This is a genomic window from Pseudomonas sp. NS1(2017), assembly GCF_002269425.1.
GTDB lineage: Bacteria > Pseudomonadota > Gammaproteobacteria > Pseudomonadales > Pseudomonadaceae > Aquipseudomonas > Aquipseudomonas reactans.
The window spans coordinates 1,976,091-1,999,075 of sequence record NZ_CP022960.1 but is presented as its reverse complement, the minus strand read 5'-3'; the positions used below and the strand labels follow the sequence as shown (position 1 = coordinate 1,999,075).

The window sequence follows — 22,985 nt, the reverse complement described above, 5'->3', positions numbered from 1 at the left end:
ATCGTTGACGTTCTTCGCGAGCAAGCTCGCTCCTACAGGGTGACGCAGTCAGTTCGGATTACTTCTGTTTTTCCAACTGGTGATATTTGCCGTCTTTATCCCACTGGTAAACCACGTAGTCGGAGATCTTCAGGTCACCCTTCGAATCCCAGGCTTTTTCGCCCATGACGGTTTTTACCGGATGAGCCTTGAGCCACTTGGCGGCGTCTTCGCCTTTGTTGGACTTGGCACCGTTGAAGCCGGCGGCCAGGGCCTGGACCGACGCGTAGGCGTACAGGGTATAGCCTTCCGGCTCGGTGCCGTTTTTGCGGAACTCTTCCACCACGGCCTTGCTGTCCGGCAGCAGGCGCGGGTCGGCGCCGAAGGTCATGTACACGCCATCCACGTACTGCGCACCGCCAGCGGTGGCAACCAGTTCGTCGGTTACTACGCCGTCATCGGACATGAACTTCACGTCTTTCAAACCGGCTTCACGGATCTGGCGAACCAGTGGACCGGCTTCCGGGTGCAGGCCGCCGAAGTAAACGACGTCAGCACCGGTTGAGCGGATCTTGGTGACCAAGGCGCTGAAGTCTTTCTCGCCACGGGTCAGGCCTTCTTCCAGCACCGGCTTGACGCCGCGCTTGGTCAACTGGGCAGCGGTGGCATCAGCCAGGCCTTTGCCGTAGGTGTCCTTGTCGTTGATGACGGCGACTTTCTTGCCCTTGAGCACGTCGACGATGTAGTCGCCGGCAACGATGCCTTGCTGGTCGTCACGCCCGCACATGCGGAACATGGCGCCCAGGCCGCGTTCGGTCACTTGTGGGTTGGTGGAGCCTGGGGTGATGGCGATGATGCCGGCTTCGTCATACACCTCGGAGGCCGGGATGGTGTTGGAGGAGCAGAAGTGCCCGACCACGCCGATCACTTTGTCCTGGTCAGCCAGGCGGTTGGCCACGGCCACGGCTTGTTTGGGTTCGCACGCATCGTCACCGGCCACCAGCACGATTTTTTCGCCATTGATGCCGCCGGCCTTGTTGATCACATCGGCTGCCGCCTGGGCACCCTTCATGTACTGCTCACCGAAAGCGGCGTTGGCGCCCGTCATGGGCCCCGCGACGCCGATCTTCACATCAGCTTGAACAAACGTAGAAACACCCAGCGCCGCTGCAACGGCGAGGGCCAGAAAACCTTTCTTGTAAAACGTCTGGGACATGAGTGGTGCTCCGATATTTTTGATTTTTGGCACGACAACTTGCATTCAAACCTTTCACTGAAAGCCCAGAGCAAGGCGCGTGCCATTACGTTTTTATTCTTCAAAAAGACACGGTGTCATTGTTATTGCAGGTGTTTCGGCTCCATTGGCCAGCACGTGCAACCCTCTAGCGTCTAAAGGTGCAACCAATGGATCCAAAAAGTACAACCGCGACAGGTCGCACCTGCAACCAAGCCTATAAACGACAGTTCCTGGCGCTGTAACAAACGGCGTAACGGAACTGCACATTTACAGTGCGTGATTGCTACGACTTGCACCAATACAGATTAGTAGCCTGCTAAGAAAATGCAGGCTTCTGAGCGGTATTTCGCTGATCAGATCACGATCCTCAGGCATTGACCGGCGTGATACAGCGAGAATCCGGCTTCATACAGGCAACTGCGCAAGCCCACCCCGGCCAGCGGCTGCATCGGCGCGAAGGGAATCGGCAGCGCCTGGGGATTCTGGTGACACAGGTAGTCGGCAAATGCCTTGCCGACCACGCTGCCGGTGGTCACGCCACGGCCGTTATAGCCCGTGACTGCCACAAGGCCTGGCGCCGGTTCGAACAGGCGCATCAAGTGGTCCGGGGTGAAGGCGATACAGCCGGTCCAGGTGAACTCCCATTGCACCGATTTGAGGTACGGGAAGTAGTGCTGCTGCACCCGATCGGCCCACGCCTTGAGGAACCACGCCGGTTTCTGGTTGCCATTGCCCAGGCTGCCGAGCAACAGGCGGCCATCGGCATCGCGGCGAATGCTGCTCAGCACCTGGCGCGTATCCCATGAGCCCTGGCCGCCGGGCAGGATCTGTTGGGCGGCGGCGTCCGTGAGCGGGGCCGACGCGACCTGGTAGTAATAGCCGGGGAAGAAATTACGCCGCAACTCGGTCCACTCGCCCTCGGTGTAGGCGTTGGAGGCGATCACCACTTGTGCAGCCTGCACTGAACCCTGAGCGGTCTGCACCGACCAGTGCGAACCCTGGCGCTCAAGCTGAGTGACCGGCGAATGATCGAACAACTGCCCGCCAAGGCCCGCCGCCGCATTGGCCAGACCGCTGGTGTAGGCCATCGGGTTCAAGGTGCCGGCACGCCGGTCCAGCAAGGCAGCCGCGATCTTTTTGGTGCCGGTGGCCTGTTCGCAAGCCTGGCCGGTGAGCAGCTCCACCGGCGCACCCCGGCGTTTCCATTGTTCTTCGCGACTGCGCAAATCCGCCTCGCCACGGGCGTTGTGCGCCATGTGCAAGGTGCCTTCACGGCGCAATTGGCAATCGACGTTGTATTTGTCGATCAGGCTGAACACCAGGGACGGCGCCGCACCCAACATGCGGTTGAGCTGGCTGCCCACCGCTTCGCCGAAACCGGCTTCGATCTCGTCCGGCGGGATCCACATGCCGGCGTTGACCAGCCCCACGTTACGCCCGGAACCACCATGGCCGGTGCGGTGAGCCTCCAGCACGGCGACGCTTTTACCTTGTTCCAGCAAATGAATGGCCGCCGACAGGCCAGTGATCCCGGCGCCGATCACGCACACATCGACCTTGACCTCGCCCTTGAGCGCGGCACGGTCCGGCCGGCTGGGGGTGAGGTGTTCCCATAAACATGTTTCGCGTAGTGCCATTGCCAGACTCCGGGATGAAACCTAACAAACAACTGTTATTTTGAATTGCAAACCCAATCAAATGTGGGAGCGGGCTTGCTCGCGAATGCAGGGTGTCAGTCAACAGATGTACAACTGATCTACCACTTTCGCGAGCAAGCCCGCTCCCACATTTTTAACCGCGTTTCGTCAGTGAGTCAGTCGAAAGTAATGCCCTGTGCCAGCGGCAACTCCAGCGAGTAGTTCACCGTATTGGTCTGGCGACGCATATACCCGCGCCACGCATCCGAACCCGACTCACGCCCGCCGCCGGTCTCTTTCTCGCCACCAAACGCGCCGCCGATTTCCGCGCCGCTCGGGCCGATGTTGACGTTGGCAATGCCGCAGTCGCTGCCCACCGCCGACATGAACTGCTCGGCTTCACGCACGTCGGTGGTGAAAATGCACGACGACAGGCCTTGAGGCACGGCGTTGTTCAGGCGCAGGGCTTCGTTGAAGTCGGTGTAGCCGATCACATAGAGGATCGGCGCGAAGGTCTCGGTGCACACCACGTCGCTTTGCTCGGGCATTTCCACAATCGCCGGCGAGACGTAGTAGGCATTCGGAAACGTGTCTTCCAGTTGGCGCTTGCCGCCGAACACCTTGCCGCCTTCGCTCAAGGCTTGCTCCAGGGCGTCCTGCATGTTGTCGAAGCCGTGCTTGTCGATCAGCGGGCCGATCAGGTTGCCTTCCAGCGGGTGGCCGATGCGCACTTTGGAATAGGCGGCCTTGAGGCGGGTGACGATTTCTTCTTTCACCGACTCGTGGGCGATCAGCCGGCGCAGGGTGGTGCAGCGCTGACCAGCGGTACCGACGGCGCTGAACAGGATGGCGCGCACGGCCATGTCCAGGTCGGCGCTCGGGCCGAGGATCATCGCATTGTTGCCGCCCAGCTCCAGGATGCTGCGGGCAAAACGGGCGGCGACTTTCGGCGCCACTTCGCGGCCCATACGGGTGCTGCCGGTGGCGCTGATCAGGGCGACACGCGGGTCGTCCACCAGTGCAGCACCCGCATCGCGGCCGCCGATGATCACCTGGCTCAGGTACTCAGGGGCGCCGTCGAATTTCTTCAGCACGCGCTCGAACAATGCCTGGCAGGCCAGCGCAGTGAGCGGAGTCTTTTCCGAGGGTTTCCAGATCACGGCATTGCCGCACACCAGCGCCAGGGTGGTGTTCCACGCCCACACGGCGACCGGGAAGTTGAACGCGCTGATCACGCCAACCACGCCCAGCGGATGCCAGGTTTCACGCATATGGTGGCCTGGGCGCTCGGAGGCGATGGTCAAGCCGTACAACTGGCGCGACAGGCCCACGGCGAAGTCGCAGATGTCGATCATTTCCTGCACTTCACCCAGGCCTTCCTGAGTGATCTTGCCGGCTTCCCAGGACACCAGCTCGCCCAGGTCGGCCTTGTATTCGCGCAACACGTCGCCGAACTGACGCACCAACTCACCACGGCGCGGTGCCGGCACTTTGCGCCAGGCTTCGAATGCATGCTCGGCGCGACTGACCTGTTGCTCCACCTCGGCGGCACCTTCCCAGTGCACACTGCCGATACGGCTGCCGTCGATCGGCGAATGCACGGGCTGCTTGCCCGACTGGTACAGCGCCGGGTTTACCCCGAGACGATCAAGCAATGCGGCAACCATGGGTCACTCCTTCAATCTACAAACAGAAAAATTGCGCCGCTACCGACACGGCGATCCAGGCCTTATTTGTAGCTGGCCCAAGACTTGCCAACAAACGACGATTAGGCGAGATATCATTCCGTTTATTCATGCAAAGCATAAAAAGAGGCACGCCGTGCTGAACAAAAGACATTTGCCCTCGATCACCGCCTTGCAGTGCTTCGAAGCCGCCACCCGCCACCTGAGCTTCACCCGCGCCGCCGAGGAGCTGAACCTCACGCAGAGCGCAGTGAGCAAGCAGGTGGCGCAGTTGGAAGAGTTGCTGCAGCACCTGTTGTTCCGCCGCGTGCGCCGGCGCTTGCAGATGACCCCAGCGGGCGATCTGTACCTGGTGGAAGTGCGCAAGATCCTCACGCAAGTGGAGATGTCCACCCACTACCTGCGTTCCTACGGTGGCGAAACCGAAGTGCTGCGGGTCTCCACGCCCTACACCTTCGGCGCGCGCTGGCTGGTGCCGCGCCTGAAGGGCTGGCGACTGCGTCACCCGCAGATCCACTTGGACCTGTGCAATGAACAGGAGCCGGATGAGTTGCTGCAAGGCAAGGCCGACATGGCGTTCTACTTCGGCCAGGGTTCACGCCCCGGCACCGAGAGCCTGAAACTGTTCAGCGAAGAGCTTGTACCGGTGTGCGCGCCAGAGAGCCTGCCGGCGCAGCCATTCTCCGACCCCACGCAATTGAGCAACCTGGTGCTGCTGCAAAACGCCTCGCGCCCCCAGGGCTGGCATGATTGGTTCGCCAGCCAGGGCTACCAGACCGAGCACAGCTATCATGGGCCGCGTTTCGATACCTTTTATATGTGCATTCGTGCAGCACAAGTCGGTTGTGGTGTGGCGCTGCTACCGCGATTCCTGGTGGAAGAGGAACTGGCCGACGGCAAGCTGGTGATCCCCTGGCAACATGCGATGCCCAGTCAGGATGCGTATTACCTGGCGTACCCGGAGCATTCGGCGGAGGTGCCCAAGGTGCGCGATTTTGTGAAGTGGATGATGGAGCAGCTGGATGCCGACTGAAAAAACACTGGCAAACCGACCCGCGTCTATGCGCCACTAGCCCCCTTCCTTAATTGTGCGTAAAGGTCGGCGCCCATCGCCGACCCGTCTGGAGATTCCCGTTATGAGCGAGAGTGTGTTTGCCGATCGCATCGTGCAGAACTTGCTCGACACCGACTTCTACAAGCTGACCATGATGCAGGCGGTGCTGCACAACTACCCCAACGTGGAAGTTGAATGGGAGTTCCGCTGCCGTAACAGCGAAGACCTGCGCCCTTACCTGGCGGAGATCCGCTACCAGATCGAACGCCTCGCCGAGCTGAGCCTGAGCCCCGATCAGTTGGGTTTCCTGGAACGCATCAGCTTCATGAAGCCGGACTTCCTGCGCTTCCTGGGACTGTTCCGCTTCAACCTGCGCTACGTGCAGACCGGCATCGAGAACGGTGAGTTGTTCATCCGCCTGCGCGGTCCGTGGCTGCATGTGATCCTGTTTGAAGTGCCGATGCTGGCCATCGTCAGCGAAGTGCGTAACCGCTATCGCTACCAGACCGTGATCCTCGAACAGGCGCGGGAGCAGCTGTACCGCAAGTTCGACTGGCTGACCGCCAATGCCAGCAGCGATGAACTGTCGGAGCTGCAAGTGGCCGACTTCGGCACGCGTCGGCGCTTCTCGTATCGCGTGCAGGAAGAAGTGGTCAGCGTGCTCAAGCATGACTTCCCCGGGCGCTTCGTCGGCACCAGCAACGTGCACCTGGCCCGCGAGTTAGACATGAAGCCGCTGGGCACCATGGCCCACGAATGGATCATGGCCCACCAGCAACTGGGCCCGCGCCTGATCGACAGCCAGATCGCCGCGCTGGATTGCTGGGTCCGCGAATACCGTGGCCTGCTGGGCATCGCCCTGACCGACTGCATCACCACCGACGCGTTCCTGGGCGACTTCGACCTGTACTTCGCCAAGCTGTTTGACGGCCTGCGCCATGACTCCGGCGATCCCGTGCAATGGGCAGAAAAAGCCATCGCCCACTACCACAAGCTCGGCATCGAGCCGATGAGCAAGACGTTGGTGTTCTCCGACAGCCTGTCACTGCCCAAGGCCCTGGAGATATTCCGCGCCCTGCGTGGTCGCATTAATGTGAGCTTCGGCATCGGCACCAACCTGACCTGCGACATTCCAGGTGTTGAGCCGATGAGCATCGTGCTTAAAATGACCGCCTGCAATGGCCAGCCCGTCGCGAAGATCTCCGATGAAGCGGGCAAGACCCACTGCACCGACCCGAATTTCGTCGCCTATTTGCGTCATGTTTTCAAAGTACCTGCCATCTCTAGCAAGGAGTGAATCATGCAAGCCGTACAGCGTGAGATTGCTGAACAGCTCAAGGTCCAAGCGCCGTTCAAAGACCAGGCCGCCCTCGAGGCCGAGGTTGCCCGCCGCGTGACCTTTATCCAGGACTGCCTGCGCAATTCCGGGCTCAAGACGCTGGTGCTGGGCATCAGCGGTGGCGTCGACTCCCTGACCGCAGGCCTTTTGGCCCAACGCGCGGTGAAAGAACTGCGTGAGAACAGCGGTGATGAGGCTTACCGCTTTATTGCGGTGCGCCTGCCTTACGAAACCCAGTTCGACGAAATCGATGCCACCGCCTCGGTAGACTTTATCGAGCCGGACGAACGCCACACCGTAAACATCGGCCCGGCGGTCAAGGCCTTGGCCAATGAAGTAGCGGCGTTTGAAGGTAAAGCGGCAGTGTCCCGGGATTTTGTGCTGGGCAATACCAAGGCGCGCATGCGCATGGTGGCGCAGTACACCATCGCGGGCGCGGCCGGTGGCCTGGTGATCGGCACCGACCATGCGGCGGAAGCGGTGATGGGTTTTTTCACCAAGTTCGGTGACGGCGCGTGCGACCTGGCGCCGTTGAGCGGGCTGGTGAAGAACCAGGTGCGTGCGATTGCGCGGCACTTTGGCGCGCCGGAGTCGTTGGTGGAGAAGATTCCGACTGCCGATCTCGAAGACCTGTCGCCGGGTAAGCCGGACGAGGCGTCACATGGCGTGACCTATGCCGAGATCGATGCGTTCCTGCACGGTGAGCCGGTGCGTGAGGAAGCGTTCAGGATTATCTGTGAGACCTACCGCAAGACTGAACACAAGCGGATCATGCCGTTTTCACCTTAAAACCTGTAGGAGCGAGCTTGCTCGCGAAGACTGTCAACGATAACGCGGGCATTCTGAATGGACGCGGCGTCATTGAGTTTTTCGCGAGCAAGCTCGCTCCTACAGGAAGAGCGAACGCGTGATTACTTGAGGGTCACAGTGCCTTTCATCATCGAGATGTGGCCTGGGAACGAGCAGAAGAATGCGTAGTCAGTGCCCGCCTTCAGCTTCGACACATCGAAGGTCACCGAATCTTTCTCGCCAGCACCGATGATCTTGGTGTGGGCGATGATGCGTGCGTCACCTTCTTTCAGGTAGTCCTTGTCGATACCGGCGGCCATGCCGTCGCTGGCGACGCCAGGCATGTCGGCAGCGGAGCTCAGCACCCAGTTGTGACCCATGACGTTTTTCGGCAGGTTGCCGGAGTGGGTCAGCTCGACGGTGAACGTCTTGCAGCTTTTGTCGATTTCAATGGCTTTGGTGTTGAAGGACATTTGGTCGGTGGAGTCGACAGTGACCTTGCACTCTGCAGCAAGCAACTGGCCGCTCGCCAGAGTCAGCAGGGAAACAGCAACGAGTTTGGCAAACATGTGAATCTCCAAGGCAGGGTTTAGAAAACGCGTATTGCGACAAGGGTGCCTGAATCAGGCAGAAATTCTTATGATCTGAATCAACAGATTGTATACAACTTTAGGCTATCAGACTGATCAACACAATCTACCAGCCAAAGTACAACCCCCTGGCTATGATCGGCTCATCACCCATCGGAGTCCGAGCCATGCACCTCAACCAACTGTTCAACGGCCTGCTGGCCGCCTACGCCTGCGGTAAGTGAAGGCCAAGCGCACCCTGAAGCTGCTACCATGTCGTCCCAAGGCAGCTGCGCGCCGCCACCCTCACCTTCGACCCTAGAGGATCGCCCATGGCCAAACCTAATTACTCCTTCGCCAAACGTCAGAGAGACTTGGCCAAGGAGCAGAAGAAAGAGGAAAAACTGCAACGCAAGAAAGCCGCTGCAGAAGAAGAGGCCAATGGGCTGAACGCCGATGTTGATGGTGAAGAAACGAGCGACGAGACCGAAACACCAAAAGATCCGGCTGAATAAATTCCTTTGTGCTGAGCCGGCCCGTCCGGCTCGGCACAATCCACCGTTATTCCAGCGGCATCACCGTTACCCTCACCTCCGGGTCATGGCTCCCTCCCCCCAGAATCACCCCTCGCAACGGCGACACATCGGAAAAGTCCCGGCCCCAGGCCAGGGTGATGTGCTCCAGTGCCGGCTGCACATTGTTCGTCGGATCGAAATCCACCCAGCCCGAAACCGGGCAATACACCGACACCCACGCGTGGGACGCATCGGCGCCGATCAGCCGTGGCTGGCCGGGCGGTGGCTGGGTAAGCAGGTAGCCGCTGATATAGCGTGCCGCGAGGCCCCGCGAGCGCAGGCAGGCGAGCATCAGGTGGGCGAAGTCCTGGCACACGCCGCGGCGGCGCTCGAGCACCTCCACCAGCGGCGTGGCGACTTGGGTGGCCTCGGCATCGAAGGTGAATTCGCTGAAGATCTTTTCCATCAGCGCCTGTACGCCCAGCAGTAGCGGTTTGCCGGGAGGAAAGCAGCTTTCGGAAAATTCGACGAAGGTTTTCTTCAAGTGCACGTAGGGCGATTCGAAGCGGTAGCGACAGGCCTCGATCAACCCACCAGACATCGGCTGGCTGCTGTAGGTCAGGCTGTCGCGGGTCTGGTCCCAGGCGGGCGACTGCTGGAAATCCAGCGCCGGCCGCGCCAGCACTTCCACAGTCAGCCCGGCGTTCACCAGCAATTCATCATGCGGCCGCTCGAATGCCAGGCGCGTGATCGGGTTGCCAAACACGTCCAGCTCATCGCGGCGCGAGGTCGGTTCCGGGCTGATATCCAACTGCTGCAAGCTGCAACGCTGCCAGGCGCAAGGCCGTGGCCACAAATGCGCCAGCTGCTGGGCCAGGGACACCGGGCTGTCGTAGTGGTAGTGGGTATCGTGGAAAATCTGGTAGCGCGCACTCATCACACCGACACCGTTTGCTGGCTGACATCATCCACATGGGCAAAGTGACGCAAGGCCAGGCGGTCCGACACTTGCCCACTCTCATCGGCCACTGCTTGCAGCAGGTCGGCCAGGCCGTCCAGCGCGGCACGTACGCTGGATTCGCCGAACAACGGGTTCTCCAGGCAACCCAGGTCGAAACGCGCCAGGCGCTCCACCAATGGGCCAAGGCCAGTTTCCCGTGGCACACCAAAATCATCGTTGAGGCGTCGCAGCGTGCGGCTCACCAATTTGAGCTGGAACAGCACCGCGTGGGGGTTCTGTTCGTCCAGCAACAGCAAGTCGAGTACCGGGATCAGTTGCGGCACCGCGAGATAACGCGAACGGTAGGTGATGCTGCTGTTGCCCAATTCCAGCAACCACTCCAACCCGGCCTGATCGAACACCGCCACTCCGCGCAGGAACGCCGCCAGGCTGCTGCTCAGGAATTGCAGACGCTCGATACGCCGGCCCATCATCAAAAAGCGCCAGCCTTCGTCACGGGTCATGTCGTCCAAGGCAAACCCGGACAGAGCCGCCAACGACATCACCAGACGGTTGAGGAAATCCAGCAACTCGCCAAAATCCGGCGACTCACTTTCCAGCTCCATGGCTTCGCGTTGCAGCTCCACCAGGGCCTGCCAGTTCTCCCGGGACAGCTTGCCGCGCACTTGCGACGCCGCCCACTGCAAGCGCTGCAGGTTGGCGCGCAGGCTGGACGGCCAATCATCACCCAGCAGCGCCGCCAACAGGCGCTCAGGCAACTCGCCCTCCTCGGGCAGCAGACGCAGGTTTTCACCCAGCTCGACAGCCGCCTGCAGGGCCAGCGGATCGTCGCCATCCACATAACGCGCAAGCACGATACGCAGCCAACGCGCGCTGTCGTCGCAGCGTTCGCAGTAACGGCCAAACCAGAACAGGTTTTCCACTACGCGGGACGGTAGATAAGGATCGCGGCGCACCAGGTCGTGGGCGCCAATCGCGCGTTGGGCACGCCAGTGTTCGCCACCGGCGGCGCGCTCGCCGAGTACCCAGGTGTCCTTGCTCGCACCACCGCGTTGCATCGACACCACTTCGGCGTCGGCCTCGGCGGCCACTCGCGTCAGGCCGCCGGGCAGTACGCGGTAACCGTCGTCACTGGCCACGGCGTACACGCGCATGCCGATGGCGCGGTGTTGCAAATGATCGTCCACGGTGTGCCATACCGGCGCCTGGGATAATTGAGCCAGCTCCTGGGCGACGTAGGCGTAAGGCCGCGCACGCATGCGCTCAGCCAGGGCCTGGCGTTGTTCGTCGTTGAGGTCGCGGCCGAATACCGGCGCAAAACTCTGCGACGGAAACGCCGGTTTGATCAGCAACTCCGGCAGTTTCTCCAGCGCTTCGGCCAGCACCGGCGCCTCACCGCACCACCAGGTGGCGATGGACGGCAGAATCAGCTCTTCACCAAATAAGAACTCGTTGATCTTCGGCAAAAAGCCCAGCAAACCGGGGGATTCCAGCACGCCGCTGCCCAAGGCATTGGCCACCAGCACGTTGCCTTGGCGCACGGCATCCAGCAAACCCGGTACGCCGAGGGCCGAGTCCGTGCGCAGCTCCAGCGGGTCGCAGAAATCATCGTCGAGGCGACGCATGATCGCGTGCACCCGGCGTAGGCCGCTGAGGGTTTTCAGGAACACAGTGCTGTCGCGCACGGTGAGGTCGCCGCCTTCCACCAACGGGTAGCCCAACTGGCGGGCAAGGTAGAGGTGTTCGAAGTAACTTTCGTTGAACCGGCCAGGCGTGAGCAGCACGATCAGCGGCGGCTGGTCATCACCGGGCGCCTGGCGGGCCAGGGTTTCCTGCAAGGTGCGGAAGAATCCGGTGAGATGCTGCACCTGCAAGTCACGGTAAAGATCCGGGAAGGCGCGGGATACGATGGTGCGGTTTTCCAGCGCATAGCCGGCACCGGATGGCGCCTGGGTACGGTCGGCGGTGACCCACCAGCGGCCATCTGGCGTGCGCGCCAGGTCCACGGCATAGAGGTGCAGGAACGCACCGTCCGGCGGCTGGATGCCCTGGCACGGCCACAGGAAATTGTTATGTCCGAATACCAGCTCAGCCGGCAGCAAGCCTTCCTTGATCAGGCGTTGCGGGCCATAGAGATCGGCCAGTACGGCATTGAGCAGGCGTGCACGTTGCGCGATACCCGCCGACAGGTGCTGCCATTCATCAGCGGCCAACACATGGGGCAGTAGGTCCAGCTCCCACGGGCGGTCGGCGCCCTTGGGGTCGGCGTAGACGTTGTAGGTCACGCCGTTTTCCTGGATCTGCCGGGTCAACAGCGCCTGGCGCTGGGCCAGTTGCGCGGGCGTGCTGCGTTGCAGGTGATCCAGCAAGCGCCGCCAATGGGCACGCACCGCGCCGCTGTCATCCAGCAGTTCGTGATAAGTGCCCGCGGTCAGCGGGTAACGGTCGAGCAAGTCGGACATGGAACGCTCGGCAGAGGCAAGGGGGCTCAGATTAACTCAACAAACATCGCAAATCCCCTTGTGGGAGCGGGCTTGCTCGCGAATGCGGTGGGTCAGTCAATACATGTATCGGCTGATCTACCGCATTCGCGAGCAAGCCCGCTCCCACATTAGGACCGGCGTTTAGTCATTTTTATTGGGGAAACGCCGCAAGTCCAAGGTCATTGGCAACTCATCGTTGATGACGACTGCCGGCACCGGAAGCTTCCCTGGGCTATGCCCCAACCGGAAAAACCGCGCCATACGCCGGCTCTCTGCCTCGTTGGCATTCACCGGCAGGCTGTCGTAATTGCGCCCGCCCGGATGGGCGACGTGGTACTGGCAGCCGCCCAGCGAACGCTGCATCCAGGTGTCCAGCAGGTCGAACACCAGCGGCGCATGCACCGGGATGGTCGGTTGCAGGCAGTTGGCCGGTTGCCAGGCGCGATAACGCACGCCAGCGACGAACTCACCGACTCGCCCAGTCGGTTGCAGCGGCACCGGGACGCCATTGCAGGTCAGCAGGTAGCGCTGCGGGGGCAGCCCGGTCAATTTGACTTGCAGGCGCTCAAGGGATGAATCCACATAACGCACTGTGCCGCCAACCGCGCCCTCCTCGCCCAGGACGTGCCAGGGCTCCAGAGCCTGACGCAGCTCCAGCTCGATCCCGCTGACGGCGTAGTCACCCACTTTGGGGAAACGGAATTCCAGGTGCGCAGCGAACCACTCGGCGCGCAGCGGATAACCGGCGGCGTTGAGCTCGACGATCACGTCGGCAAAGTCTTGCTCGATAAAATGCGGCAGCAGGAAACGATCGTGCAGCTCCGTACCCCAGCGCGCCAGCTTCGGCGGCGCGTAGGGTTCGCGCCAGAAACGCGCGACCAGCGCCCGTAGCAACAACTGCTGGGTCAGGCTCATGCGCGCATGGGGCGGCATTTCAAAGGCCCGCAGTTCAAGCAGGCCCAGGCGGCCGGTGGCGCCGTCCGGCGAATAGAGTTTGTCGATGCAAAATTCGGCGCGGTGGGTATTACCCGTCACGTCGATCAGCAGGTTGCGCAGCAGGCGGTCCACCAACCACGGCGGGCACTCTTCGCCGGGTTCTGGCATTTGTGCGAAGGCGATTTCCAGTTCGTACAACGCGTCATTGCGCGCCTCGTCCACCCGTGGAGCCTGGGAAGTCGGGCCGATGAACAGGCCGGAAAACAGGTAGGACAATGACGGGTGGTTGTGCCAGTAGCTGATCAGACTGCGTAGCAGATCGGGTCGGCGCAGGAACGGTGAGTCCTTGGGCGTTGCACCACCGAGTACAAAGTGATTACCGCCGCCGGTACCGGTGTGACGCCCGTCGATCATGAATTTTTCGGTGGTCAATCGCGTTTGCCGCGCCTCTTCGTAGAGAAATTCGGTGCGTTCCACCAATTCGTCCCACGTGGCGGACGGCTGCACGTTGACCTCAATCACACCCGGGTCAGGCGTGACACGGAAGTTGCTCAAGCGCGTGTCAGCTGGCGGCTCGTAACCTTCCAGTAATACCGGGCAGTGCAGCTCTTCGGCGGTGGCTTCAATGGCTGCCACCAACTCCAGATAGTCTTCAACGCGCTCCAGGGGCGGCATGAACAGATAGAGGCGCCCGTCCCGCGCTTCGGCGCACAGGGCGGTGCGGGTCAGCCAGTCGGCGGATTCGTCCACCTTGGGCACGCGCTCATCACTCGGCGCAGGCTCTGCATGGTGTTGCAGTTGCGCCGTGGCCGGCAGCTCCGGCTGATCCTGGTTCGGATCCGTCGGATGTACAAACGGGTACTCCGCCGCCGTCACCCATGGCTGCGAGGCCAATGGCAGGCGATAGCCCAACGGCGAATCCCCCGGCACCAGGCGGCAGTGGTTGTCACGCAGGTACCAGCGCCCGCTCTGCCAACGATCATTGGCCGCCGTGCGCGCCAGCGGCAGCACTTGGCCAATGACTTTATCCAGGCCCTGGCTGAACACCTTGCGCAGGCGTTCGCGCTCCAGATCGTCGCTCAGCCGCGGATCTTGGGCGGTGACGTTTTGCGGAAGCGCGCCTTCGCGCCACAGGTAGTAGAAGTTGTCTTCGAAGGCCGGGAACACAAAGCGCGCCGGTAATTTGAGGCGCTCTGCGACGCTGGCCAGGAAACGTCCGGCCAGCGCGCCGTCCGCGCCGTAGTCTTCTTGCTCATCGGCAATCAACGCGCTGTTGTGCCAGATCGGCACGCCGTCGCGGCGCCAGTAGCAATTAAGCGACCAACGCGGCAATTGCTCACCGGGGTACCACTTGCCCTGGCCAAAGTGCACCAGGCCTTTAGGTGCGTAGTGCTTGCGCATGCGCTGGAACAGCTCGGCAGACAGCCGACGCTTGTCCGGCCCCAGGGCGGCGGTGTTCCACTCGGCGCCGTCGGGATCGTCGATCGAGACGAAGGTCGGCTCGCCGCCCATGGTCAGGCGCACATCGTCCTTGAGCAGGTCGCCATCGATCTGACGGCCCAAGGCCTGGATCGCCAGCCATTGCTCTTCGGTGTAAGGCTTGGTGACGCGCGGCGCCTCCCAGATCCGCTCAACTGACATTTCGTGGGTGAATTCACACTCGCACGGCTCTACCAGCCCACTGATCGGTGCGGCAGACGAGGGATCTGGACTACACGCCAACGGGATATGGCCTTCACCGGCGAACAACCCGGAGGTGGCGTCCAGGCCGATCCAGCCGGCGCCGGGCAAATACACTTCGCACCAGGCGTGCAGGTCGGTGAAGTCCACTTCGGTGCCGGAAGGGCCGTCGAGGGCTTTGACATCGGCGGTGAGCTGAATCAGGTAGCCGGACACAAACCGCGCCGCCAGCCCCAGATTTCGCAGGAGCTGCACCAGCAACCAAGCCGAATCACGGCATGAACCGGAGGCGTTTTCCAGGGTGTATTCCGGGGTTTGTACACCCGGTTCCATGCGGATCAGGTAGCCGATATCGGCGGCGAGGCGCTGATTGAGGCCTACCAGGAAGTCCACAGCCGGCAAGGGTGTGCGGTCGATACCCGCCAGGTACGCGGCGAACTTCGGCGTCAGCGGCAGGGTTTCAAGGTACGGCGCCAACTCGCGCTGCTCGTCGGCGGCGTAGCTGAAGGGGATTTTCTCGGCATAGGGTTCCAGGAAGAAGTCGAAGGGGTTGAACACCGCCATCTCGGCGACCAAGTCGACTTCGATGCGCAGCTCGTCAGTCTTTTCCGGGAACACCAACCGCGCCAGGTAATTGCCCTGGGGGTCCTGCTGCCAGTTGATGAAATGCTGCTCAGGCAGCACTTTCAGCGCGTAGGACAGAATCCGCGTGCGGCTATGGGCCGCCGGGCGCAACCGCACGATCTGTGGGCCGAGTTCGACCGCGCGGTCGTAGCGGTAATGCGTAACGTGGTGCAACGCGACATGAATCGACACGGCGGCCTCCTGCGAGCCAGGGCATGGGAACAAAGCGCGCAAGACTTATGCCAGAGCGGCGGTCATTGCGCTTTATCGTAAGACCCGGTGCAGTACAGCACCAAAACGGCGCCAACGGGGGCGCCGTGGTGCAAGTGACGCACATATTTGTGGCGCGGATGTGAGGGTGGGTGGGGAATCTACCCAATCAGCCGGTTTTGCGCTTGGCGATCGCGGCTTGGCGCAGGTGGCGGATCTCAAGCAGCTTCTGGCGCATTTCGCGATGGCGCTTGCTGTTGAGCAGCAACAATCCAAGGAACGGGAATAACAGCGCCAACCCATAGAGAACTTTATGAGGCTGGTACTGAAGCATTGGGACGACAAACAGTAGACAGGCGACGTAGATTCCGACCATCACCCACACCCAGGAGGGGCGGCCCCGCAAAATCATAAAGTTGCTATGGACCGTCAACAGAATGAGCAGCGCCCCGGCAGACATGATCTTGAGCCCCACTTGAGCAATGGGCGCATCACGAAAATAGGTGATAAACGCCAGCGCCACAGCCAACGCCAAAGAAAAACACGCAGCAAATACGCCGCCCATAAACGTCAGAAAGTATTGCCTGAAAAAGTCGCGTAGCGTCATCAATTCGCTCATTCGCTTACCTCCTCGTAGAGTCCAATCGCGATGGTATTGACGTTTCCGGAGTACGCACTCCCGCCAAATCCTATGGTTGCGCCGAGGACGTCTTTGATCTGGGTAGTGGTGCTGTGCTTGAGCTGCGTAGGGGTGAAACGCTTGGTGAGTTCGCCCGACGCCTGCCTCAATTTGATCATCTTCGCGGTCAAGCTGGGATGGTTGATGCTCAGCAGTTCTTTCGTCAGCTTGGCTCTTTCCTGGCGATTCAAACCGCGAAGCACATCACGCAGGCTCTTGCCCGTCGATGCTTTGGCGGCCCTGACCAGCTTGACCGTCGTCAGGGCCGAAGCGCCCACGCCTGCCAGTGATACGGCGTCCAGCACGATGGACGCATTCTGGTACCAGCCTTCACTGTCGAGCGAATCCTTGACCTCAGGTTTGGCGACTTCCAGCGCTGTTCGGGCAATGCCGTTAAAGCACTGAAGCATACTCGCGCCGGCAGCCGCATACCCCACTACAACGATGACGGAACTGGCGCCAGCGCTGAAAGGCACCAGAATGGTTCCACTGGCAATCGCAGCCCAACTGATGACAGCCCCAAAGCAGGAGATTCCGGTATTTACGGCCTCGCCAATCAGTCGCGACTCTCGAGGATTGCTCACGACATGTTGAGCAAACTGCGTCGGCGCAATGTACTTCTGCGCTTCACGCAAAATGATGCGCTTAGGCTTGATGCTGCAGATGGGCTTGAATTCGCGCAGGGTAATGACGTTGAAGTCAGCGTCGATATACACCACGCCTGCGCCGACAATCCCGGGGTCGGCGTCGATAGCCGCGAACAGGCGCGGCAGGTTGATCTGGCTTTCAATGCGCTGGCGCGCCATGAACTGCGAGCGGTTGGAGTCCATGCCTATGCCGGCCAGGGGGTTGCCCATGGGGTGTTCTTCCTTGAAATGGGTGGTGACTGAACTGACGCCTTCGCGAGCAAGCCCGCTCCCACATTTTGATTTGCGAATACATTCAAGTGTGGGAGCGGGCTTGCTCGCGAAGGCGATTTAATGGTCGCCACCTTAACAAACAGGCTCGCCACCGAATAGAAAGCAAAACGCCAGCACAAGGCTGGCGTTTTACATGTTCAGGCTGCGATCAACGCGGCACCACCGGCTTGCGCGCAGGCTTGCCACCCTTGCCCTTGGCCGCATCCGCGCGCTCCTTGGCGGCCTGCTTGTTACGCGCCTGGGCCGCGGCCTTGGCTTGCTCACGCTTGTCCCATGGGTTGCTGCCGTCGCTGCCACGTGGCGGCAAACCGGTGTGCTGGGTGAGGATCTTGGTGGTGGTTTCCTTGGCGACCTTGTGGCTGCCGGCCGGCGTCGAGTTCTTGCGACGGGCACTCTGGTAGCTGTCGGTGCTCGGCTGGTGCAGCGGGATCAGTTGGTCCTTGCCCGGCCCGATCAAGTCGGCACGGCCCATGCGGGTCAGTGCTTCACGCAGCATTGGCCAGCCTTTCGGGTCGTGGTAGCGCAGGAACGCCTTGTGCAGACGGCGCTGGTCTTCGCTCTTGACGATGGTCACCGCGTCGCTCTTGTAGGTGACCTTGCGCAGCGGGTTCTTGCCCGAGTGGTACATCGCGGTGGCGGTGGCCATCGGCGACGGGTAGAACGCCTGCACCTGGTCGGCACGGAAGCCATTGCCCTTGAGCCACAGGGCCAGGTTCATCATGTCTTCATCGGTGGTGCCGGGGTGGGCGGCGATGAAGTAAGGAATCAGGTACTGCTCCTTGCCCGCTTCCTTGGTGTACTTCTCGAACATGCGCTTGAACTTGTCATAGCTGCCAATGCCCGGTTTCATCATCTGGTTGAGCGGACCTTCCTCGGTGTGTTCCGGGGCGATCTTGAGGTAGCCACCGACGTGGTGGGTCACCAGTTCCTTGACGTATTCCGGCGATTCGACGGCCAGGTCATAACGCAGGCCGGAGGCGATCAGGATCTTCTTCACACCCGGCAACGCACGGGCGCTGCGGTAGAGCTGGATCAACGACGAGTGATCGGTGTTCAGGTTCGGGCAGATGCCAGGGAACACGCACGACGGCTTGCGGCACGCGGATTCGATTTCCGGGCTCTTGCAGGCGATGCGGTACATGTTCGCGGTCGGGCCGCCGAGGTCGGAGATCACGCCGGTAAAGCCCGGCACTTTGTCGCGGATCTCTTCGATCTCGCGGATGATCGACTCTTCGGAACGGTTCTGGATGATGCGGCCTTCGTGCTCGGTGATCGAGCAGAAGGTGCAGCCACCAAAGCAGCCACGCATGATGTTCACCGAGAAGCGGATCATGTCGTAGGCCGGGATCTTTTCCTTGCCATACGCCGGGTGCGGGACACGTGCGTAAGGCATGCCGAACACGTAGTCCATTTCTTCGGTGGTCATCGGAATGGGCGGCGGGTTGAACCACACGTCCACTTCACCGTGCTTCTGCACCAGGGCACGGGCGTTGCCTGGGTTGGTTTCCAGGTGCAACACGCGGTTGGCGTGGGCGTAGAGCACGGCGTCGCCACGGACCTTCTCTACCGAAGGCAGACGGATCACAGTCTTGTCGCGGGTCATGCGCGGGCTGGCCAGGATCTGGACGACCTTGGCTTCTTCCCGGTCATCCACCGGCCCCTTCTCTTGCTCGATAGCGCAAGCCTGGGTGTCCTGGGTATTCACGTACGGGTTGATGATCTTGTCGATCTTGCCCGGGCGATCGATGCGGGTGGAATCCACTTCGTACCAGCCCACCGGCGTGTCACGGCGAATGAACGCGGTGCCGCGCACGTCAGTGATGTCTTCGATCTTGTGGCCCCACGACAGGCGCTGGGCGACTTCGACAATCGCACGCTCGGCGTTGCCGTACAGCAGGATATCGGCGGTGGCGTCGATCAGGATCGAGTTACGCACGCGGTCCTGCCAGTAGTCGTAGTGGGCGATGCGGCGCAGGGAGGCTTCGATGCCGCCAAGCACGATCGGCACGTTCTTATAGGCTTCCTTGCACCGCTGGCTGTACACCAGGCTCGCGCGGTCCGGGCGTTTGCCGGCCATGCCGCCAGGGGTGTAGGCGTCGTCGGAACGGATTTTCTTGTCGGCGGTGTAGCGGTTGATCATCGAGTCCATGTTGCCGGCCGCGACGCCGAAGAACAGGTTCGGCTCGCCGAGCTTCATGAAGTCGTCTTTGGACTGCCAGTTCGGCTGGGCAATGATCCCGACGCGGAAGCCTTGGGACTCCAGCAGCCGGCCGATGATCGCCATGCCGAACGACGGATGGTCAACGTACGCATCACCGGTGACGATGATGATGTCGCAGGAATCCCAGCCAAGCTGATCCATCTCCTCCCTGCTCATCGGCAGGAATGGCGCTGGACCGAAACATTCGGCCCAGTACTTGGGATAGTCAAATAACGGCTTGGCTGTTTGCATGACGGTGACCGGTGTTGAGATGGAAAATCGCGGGCGCGGAATATAGCACAAATTTTGACCAATTCCGACGGTAATGGTCGGAATTGAGCAGACGAGTTATTCGTCGTCGTCGAAGTTGTAGCTGCCTGGCGCGAGGTTCTCGAAGCGGGTGTACTTACCGATGAAGGCCAGGCGGATAAAACCGATGGGGCCGTTCCGCTGCTTGCCGATGATGATCTCGGCGATGCCCTTGTGCTCGGTCTCGGGGTGGTACACCTCGTCGCGGTACACGAACATGATGACGTCGGCGTCCTGCTCGATCGCACCCGATTCCCGCAAGTCGGAGTTCACCGGGCGCTTGTTGGGACGTTGTTCCAGGGAACGGTTGAGCTGGGACAGCGCCACCACCGGGCAGTTGAATTCCTTGGCCAGGGCTTTCAAGGACCGGGAAATCTCGGAAATCTCGTTGGTCCGGCTGTCACCGCTGGAACCCGGGATCTGCATCAACTGCAGGTAGTCGATCATGATCAAGGCGATATCGCCGTGTTCACGCACCAGGCGACGGGTGCGTGCACGCATCTCCGAGGGGCTGATGCCCGCAGTGTCGTCGATGAACAGCTTGCGGTCATTGAGCAGGTTGACCGCCGAGGTCAGCCGCGGCCAGTCGTCGTCTTCCAGCTGGCCGGAACGCACCTTGGTCTGGTCGATACGCCCCAGGGACGAGAGCATCCGCATGATCAGCGATTCACCGGGCATCTCGAGGGAGTACACCAAGACAGTCTTGTCGCTGCGCAACACGGCGTTTTCCACCAGGTTCATCGCGAAGGTGGTCTTACCCATGGACGGACGGCCGGCAACGATGATCAAGTCGGACGGCTGCAAGCCGCTGGTCTTCTCGTCGAGGTCGGCGTAGCCGGTGGAAATACCGGTGATGGCCGCGTCGGTGTTGAACAACGTGTCGATACGGTCGATGGCCTTGGTCAACAGCTCGTTGACGCCTACCGGGCCGCCGGTTTTCGGGCGGGCCTCGGCGATCTGGAAGATCTGGCGTTCGGCTTCGTCGAGGATCTCTTCGGCGGTGCGCCCTTCCGGGTTGAAGGCGCTGTCGGCGATCTCGGTGCTGATGCCGATCAGTTGCCGCAGCGTGGCCCGCTGACGGACGATCTGGGCATAGGCCTTGATGTTGGCGACGGACGGCGTGTTTTTCGCGAGCTCACCGAGGTAGCCGAGGCCGCCGACCTGGGAGGTCTGGCCTTCCTTGTCTAGCTGCTCGGCCAGGGTCACCACGTCGATCGGTGAGTTCTGGTCGGCCAGCTTGGCGATGGCACGGAAGATCAGGCGGTGGTCATGGCGATAGAAGTCACCGTCCGAGACTTGATCCAGCACGCGTTCCCAGGCGTTGTTGTCCAGCATCAAACCACCGAGCACGGCCTGTTCGGCCTCGATGGAATGCGGCGGCACCTTCAGGGCAGCGGTTTGCAGATCGTATTGCTCAGGAGCTGAAATATCGTTCATGGCCACTTGGAATTTGGGGTGTGTAGAAAAACAAAAGGCACGACCTGTAAACAGGATCGTGCCCGATGTTAACTGGCTGACACGCGAGGTGCCAGTCAGTTAGGTGCTGCTTAAGCTGCTACCACGATAACGCGTACGGTGGCTTCAACTTCGGCGTGCAGGTGCACGGCCACGTCGAATTCACCTACGTTACGGATGGTGCCGTTCGGCAGACGAACTTCGCTCTTCTGCACTTCAACGCCGGAGGCGGTCAGTGCATCAGCGATGTCGTGGGTGCCGATCGAACCGAACAGCTTGCCTTCGTCACCGGCGGTGGCAGTGATAGTCACTTCCAGCTCAGCCAGTTGGGCAGCGCGAGTTTCGGCCGAAGCTTTTTTGTCTGCTGCTGCTTGTTCCAGCTCAGCACGACGCTCTTCAAACGCAGCCAGGTTGGCAGCGGTTGCAGCGGTGGCTTTGCCGTATGGCAGCAGGTAGTTACGACCGTAACCGGCCTTAACGTTCACTTTGTCGCCCAGGTTGCCCAGGTTGGCGACTTTTTCCAGAAGGATCAGTTGCATGTGAAAATCCTCTAACTTTTAACCTTCACCGTTCGCGTTATCGGCGTCTTTCGGCGCCAGACGACCGCGAAAATCAATCAGGCCGTCGACAATGGCCAAAACCACGAGTAACGGATAGATCAGTTGCATGAACATCAGCATCGTTACGTACATCCCCACCAGCCAGAACTTGGCCAGACGCTTCTGCGCGACCAGCCCGTGAATCAGGGCCAGTCCGGAAAACACCAGCGGTACGCTGCAAAACAGCACCAGCAAGGTGGCTTGTGAACCGAAGTACGGTCCGACCACCATGAGTGCCAGCAGCAACATCGCCGGGCCCACGGGAATTCTGATACTGCGAAACTCGCGACCAAAACCACCCGGGTTGTACAACAACGCCTGCCAATAACGCCCAAGCATCAGGCTCAGCAAACTGACGATCTGCATCATTACCGCCATCAGGCCGATCAGGGCCGGTGCAATCAGCGTTGCCAGTCGCGCTCGCTCTTCTACCGACAGCTGTTGGTAGAGTTCCCCGAGGGCCATCGGCAGGATCTTGACGATCTCTTGCGACAGCGCCTCGATCTGCGGGCGGAAAGCCGCGTCAATCAACACCGAAAACACCAACCCCAACGCCACGCTGACCAGCAGCGTGCGGACCCAGGACTCACTTGCGCGCAAAACCAACGCAAGGCTCGACGACCCCAACAGCACCAGAAGCACTTTGGGTTCGCCCAGTTGCAACCACCAGATCAAGGCGGCTACGACTCCCAGGGCCAGGATGCCAACGGCATCCTGCAAACCGCGCCGCAGGAGCACAAGGCACCCAGCGGCAGCAGCCAACCAATACAACAACGGCAATGCTGCACATCCAGCCACTACCAGAGTGGCCTGCACACGACCGCGCATGATGAACTCAGCTAAGGCGCGCATGCATTCAATCCCTTACTACTTGTCGACTGCCCGGTCTCAGCGGCCGTGGCTGTCGGTGTAGGCCAGCAGGGCCAGGAAGCGGGCGCGCTTGATAGCGGTGGCCAGCTGACGCTGATAACGTGCTTTGGTACCGGTGATACGGCTTGGAACGATTTTGCCGGTCTCGGATACGTAGGCTTTCAGAGTGTTGAGATCTTTGTAATCGATCTCTTTCACGTCTTCAGCGGTGAAGCGGCAGAATTTACGACGACGGAAGAAACGTGCCATTTGATA

18 protein-coding genes are annotated in these 22,985 nt (G+C 61.0%); 4 read left to right on the top strand and 14 right to left on the bottom strand.

Features of this window, described 5'->3' with window-relative positions:
• Positions 1-58 precede the first annotated feature (58 nt).
• From CI807_RS09465 to CI807_RS09455, 3 genes are all read right to left on the bottom strand, one after another.
• Positions 59-1,195 carry a branched-chain amino acid ABC transporter substrate-binding protein gene (locus CI807_RS09465; protein ID WP_010213577.1) on the bottom strand — a complete coding sequence of 379 codons (1,137 nt, stop codon included), beginning with the start codon at positions 1,193-1,195 and terminating at the stop codon, positions 59-61.
• Positions 1,196-1,569: 374 nt separating this feature from the next.
• Positions 1,570-2,853, bottom strand: coding sequence for an FAD-binding oxidoreductase (locus CI807_RS09460; protein ID WP_095014485.1), 1,284 nt, complete (start codon positions 2,851-2,853; stop codon positions 1,570-1,572).
• Positions 2,854-3,029: 176 nt separating this feature from the next.
• Positions 3,030-4,520 (bottom strand): aldehyde dehydrogenase family protein, encoded by a 1,491-nt coding sequence (locus CI807_RS09455; RefSeq protein WP_016976929.1) that lies wholly within the window; start codon positions 4,518-4,520, stop codon positions 3,030-3,032.
• Between the two features lie 154 nt (positions 4,521-4,674).
• On the opposite strand from CI807_RS09455, the gene CI807_RS09450 reads away from it, so the two are divergent.
• The 3 genes from CI807_RS09450 (at position 4,675) to nadE (ending at position 7,720) form a co-directional block, all read left to right on the top strand.
• On the top strand, positions 4,675-5,571 hold the full coding sequence (locus tag CI807_RS09450; RefSeq protein ID WP_095014484.1) for a LysR family transcriptional regulator: 897 nt from the start codon (positions 4,675-4,677) through the stop codon (positions 5,569-5,571).
• 103 nt (positions 5,572-5,674) lie between these two features.
• Complete coding sequence (pncB, locus tag CI807_RS09445; RefSeq protein WP_016976927.1) at positions 5,675-6,889, top strand: nicotinate phosphoribosyltransferase; 1,215 nt, start codon at positions 5,675-5,677, stop codon at positions 6,887-6,889.
• 3 nt (positions 6,890-6,892) lie between these two features.
• A complete protein-coding gene (gene nadE / locus CI807_RS09440; RefSeq protein ID WP_095014483.1) occupies positions 6,893-7,720 on the top strand; it encodes an ammonia-dependent NAD(+) synthetase in 828 nt (275 codons plus the stop codon).
• A 122-nt stretch (positions 7,721-7,842) separates the two neighbouring features.
• Here nadE and azu read toward each other — a convergent pair whose 3' ends face one another.
• On the bottom strand, positions 7,843-8,289 hold the full coding sequence (gene azu, locus CI807_RS09435) for an azurin (RefSeq protein WP_016976925.1): 447 nt from the start codon (positions 8,287-8,289) through the stop codon (positions 7,843-7,845).
• A gap of 332 nt (positions 8,290-8,621) precedes the next feature.
• On the opposite strand from azu, the gene CI807_RS09430 reads away from it, so the two are divergent.
• Positions 8,622-8,804 carry a hypothetical protein gene (locus tag CI807_RS09430; protein ID WP_016976924.1) on the top strand — a complete coding sequence of 61 codons (183 nt, stop codon included), beginning with the start codon at positions 8,622-8,624 and terminating at the stop codon, positions 8,802-8,804.
• Between the two features lie 46 nt (positions 8,805-8,850).
• Here the strand turns inward: CI807_RS09430 and CI807_RS09425 are convergent, their stop codons facing one another.
• The 10 genes from CI807_RS09425 to rpsR form a co-directional block, all read right to left on the bottom strand.
• On the bottom strand, positions 8,851-9,741 hold the full coding sequence (locus CI807_RS09425) for a transglutaminase family protein (RefSeq protein ID WP_095014482.1): 891 nt from the start codon (positions 9,739-9,741) through the stop codon (positions 8,851-8,853).
• The gene (locus CI807_RS09420; RefSeq protein WP_016976922.1) at positions 9,741-12,227 is read right to left on the bottom strand and encodes a circularly permuted type 2 ATP-grasp protein; all 2,487 of its coding nucleotides are present in this window, start codon (positions 12,225-12,227) and stop codon (positions 9,741-9,743) included. The genes CI807_RS09425 and CI807_RS09420 overlap by 1 nt, the downstream gene beginning before the upstream one ends.
• Positions 12,228-12,389: 162 nt before the next feature.
• Positions 12,390-15,680 (bottom strand): DUF2126 domain-containing protein, encoded by a 3,291-nt coding sequence (locus CI807_RS09415; RefSeq protein WP_095014481.1) that lies wholly within the window; start codon positions 15,678-15,680, stop codon positions 12,390-12,392.
• Positions 15,681-15,867: 187 nt separating this feature from the next.
• Positions 15,868-16,317 carry a hypothetical protein gene (locus tag CI807_RS09410; protein WP_095014480.1) on the bottom strand — a complete coding sequence of 150 codons (450 nt, stop codon included), beginning with the start codon at positions 16,315-16,317 and terminating at the stop codon, positions 15,868-15,870.
• Positions 16,314-17,234, bottom strand: coding sequence for an NAD synthetase (locus CI807_RS09405; RefSeq protein ID WP_095014479.1), 921 nt, complete (start codon positions 17,232-17,234; stop codon positions 16,314-16,316). The genes CI807_RS09410 and CI807_RS09405 overlap by 4 nt, the downstream gene beginning before the upstream one ends.
• Before the next feature lie 211 nt (positions 17,235-17,445).
• The gene (locus CI807_RS09400; protein ID WP_095014478.1) at positions 17,446-19,749 is read right to left on the bottom strand and encodes a YgiQ family radical SAM protein; all 2,304 of its coding nucleotides are present in this window, start codon (positions 19,747-19,749) and stop codon (positions 17,446-17,448) included.
• 96 nt (positions 19,750-19,845) lie between these two features.
• The gene (gene dnaB, locus CI807_RS09395) at positions 19,846-21,243 is read right to left on the bottom strand and encodes a replicative DNA helicase (RefSeq protein WP_016976916.1); all 1,398 of its coding nucleotides are present in this window, start codon (positions 21,241-21,243) and stop codon (positions 19,846-19,848) included.
• Positions 21,244-21,353: 110 nt separating this feature from the next.
• Positions 21,354-21,800, bottom strand: a complete 447-nt coding sequence (rplI, locus tag CI807_RS09390; RefSeq protein ID WP_016976915.1) for a 50S ribosomal protein L9 — start codon at positions 21,798-21,800, stop codon at positions 21,354-21,356.
• An 18-nt stretch (positions 21,801-21,818) separates the two neighbouring features.
• The gene (locus tag CI807_RS09385) at positions 21,819-22,712 is read right to left on the bottom strand and encodes a hypothetical protein (protein ID WP_016976914.1); all 894 of its coding nucleotides are present in this window, start codon (positions 22,710-22,712) and stop codon (positions 21,819-21,821) included.
• A 36-nt stretch (positions 22,713-22,748) separates the two neighbouring features.
• Entirely contained in the window at positions 22,749-22,979 is a 231-nt protein-coding gene (gene rpsR, locus CI807_RS09380; protein ID WP_002551829.1) for a 30S ribosomal protein S18, read from the bottom strand.
• Positions 22,980-22,985 lie beyond the last annotated feature (6 nt).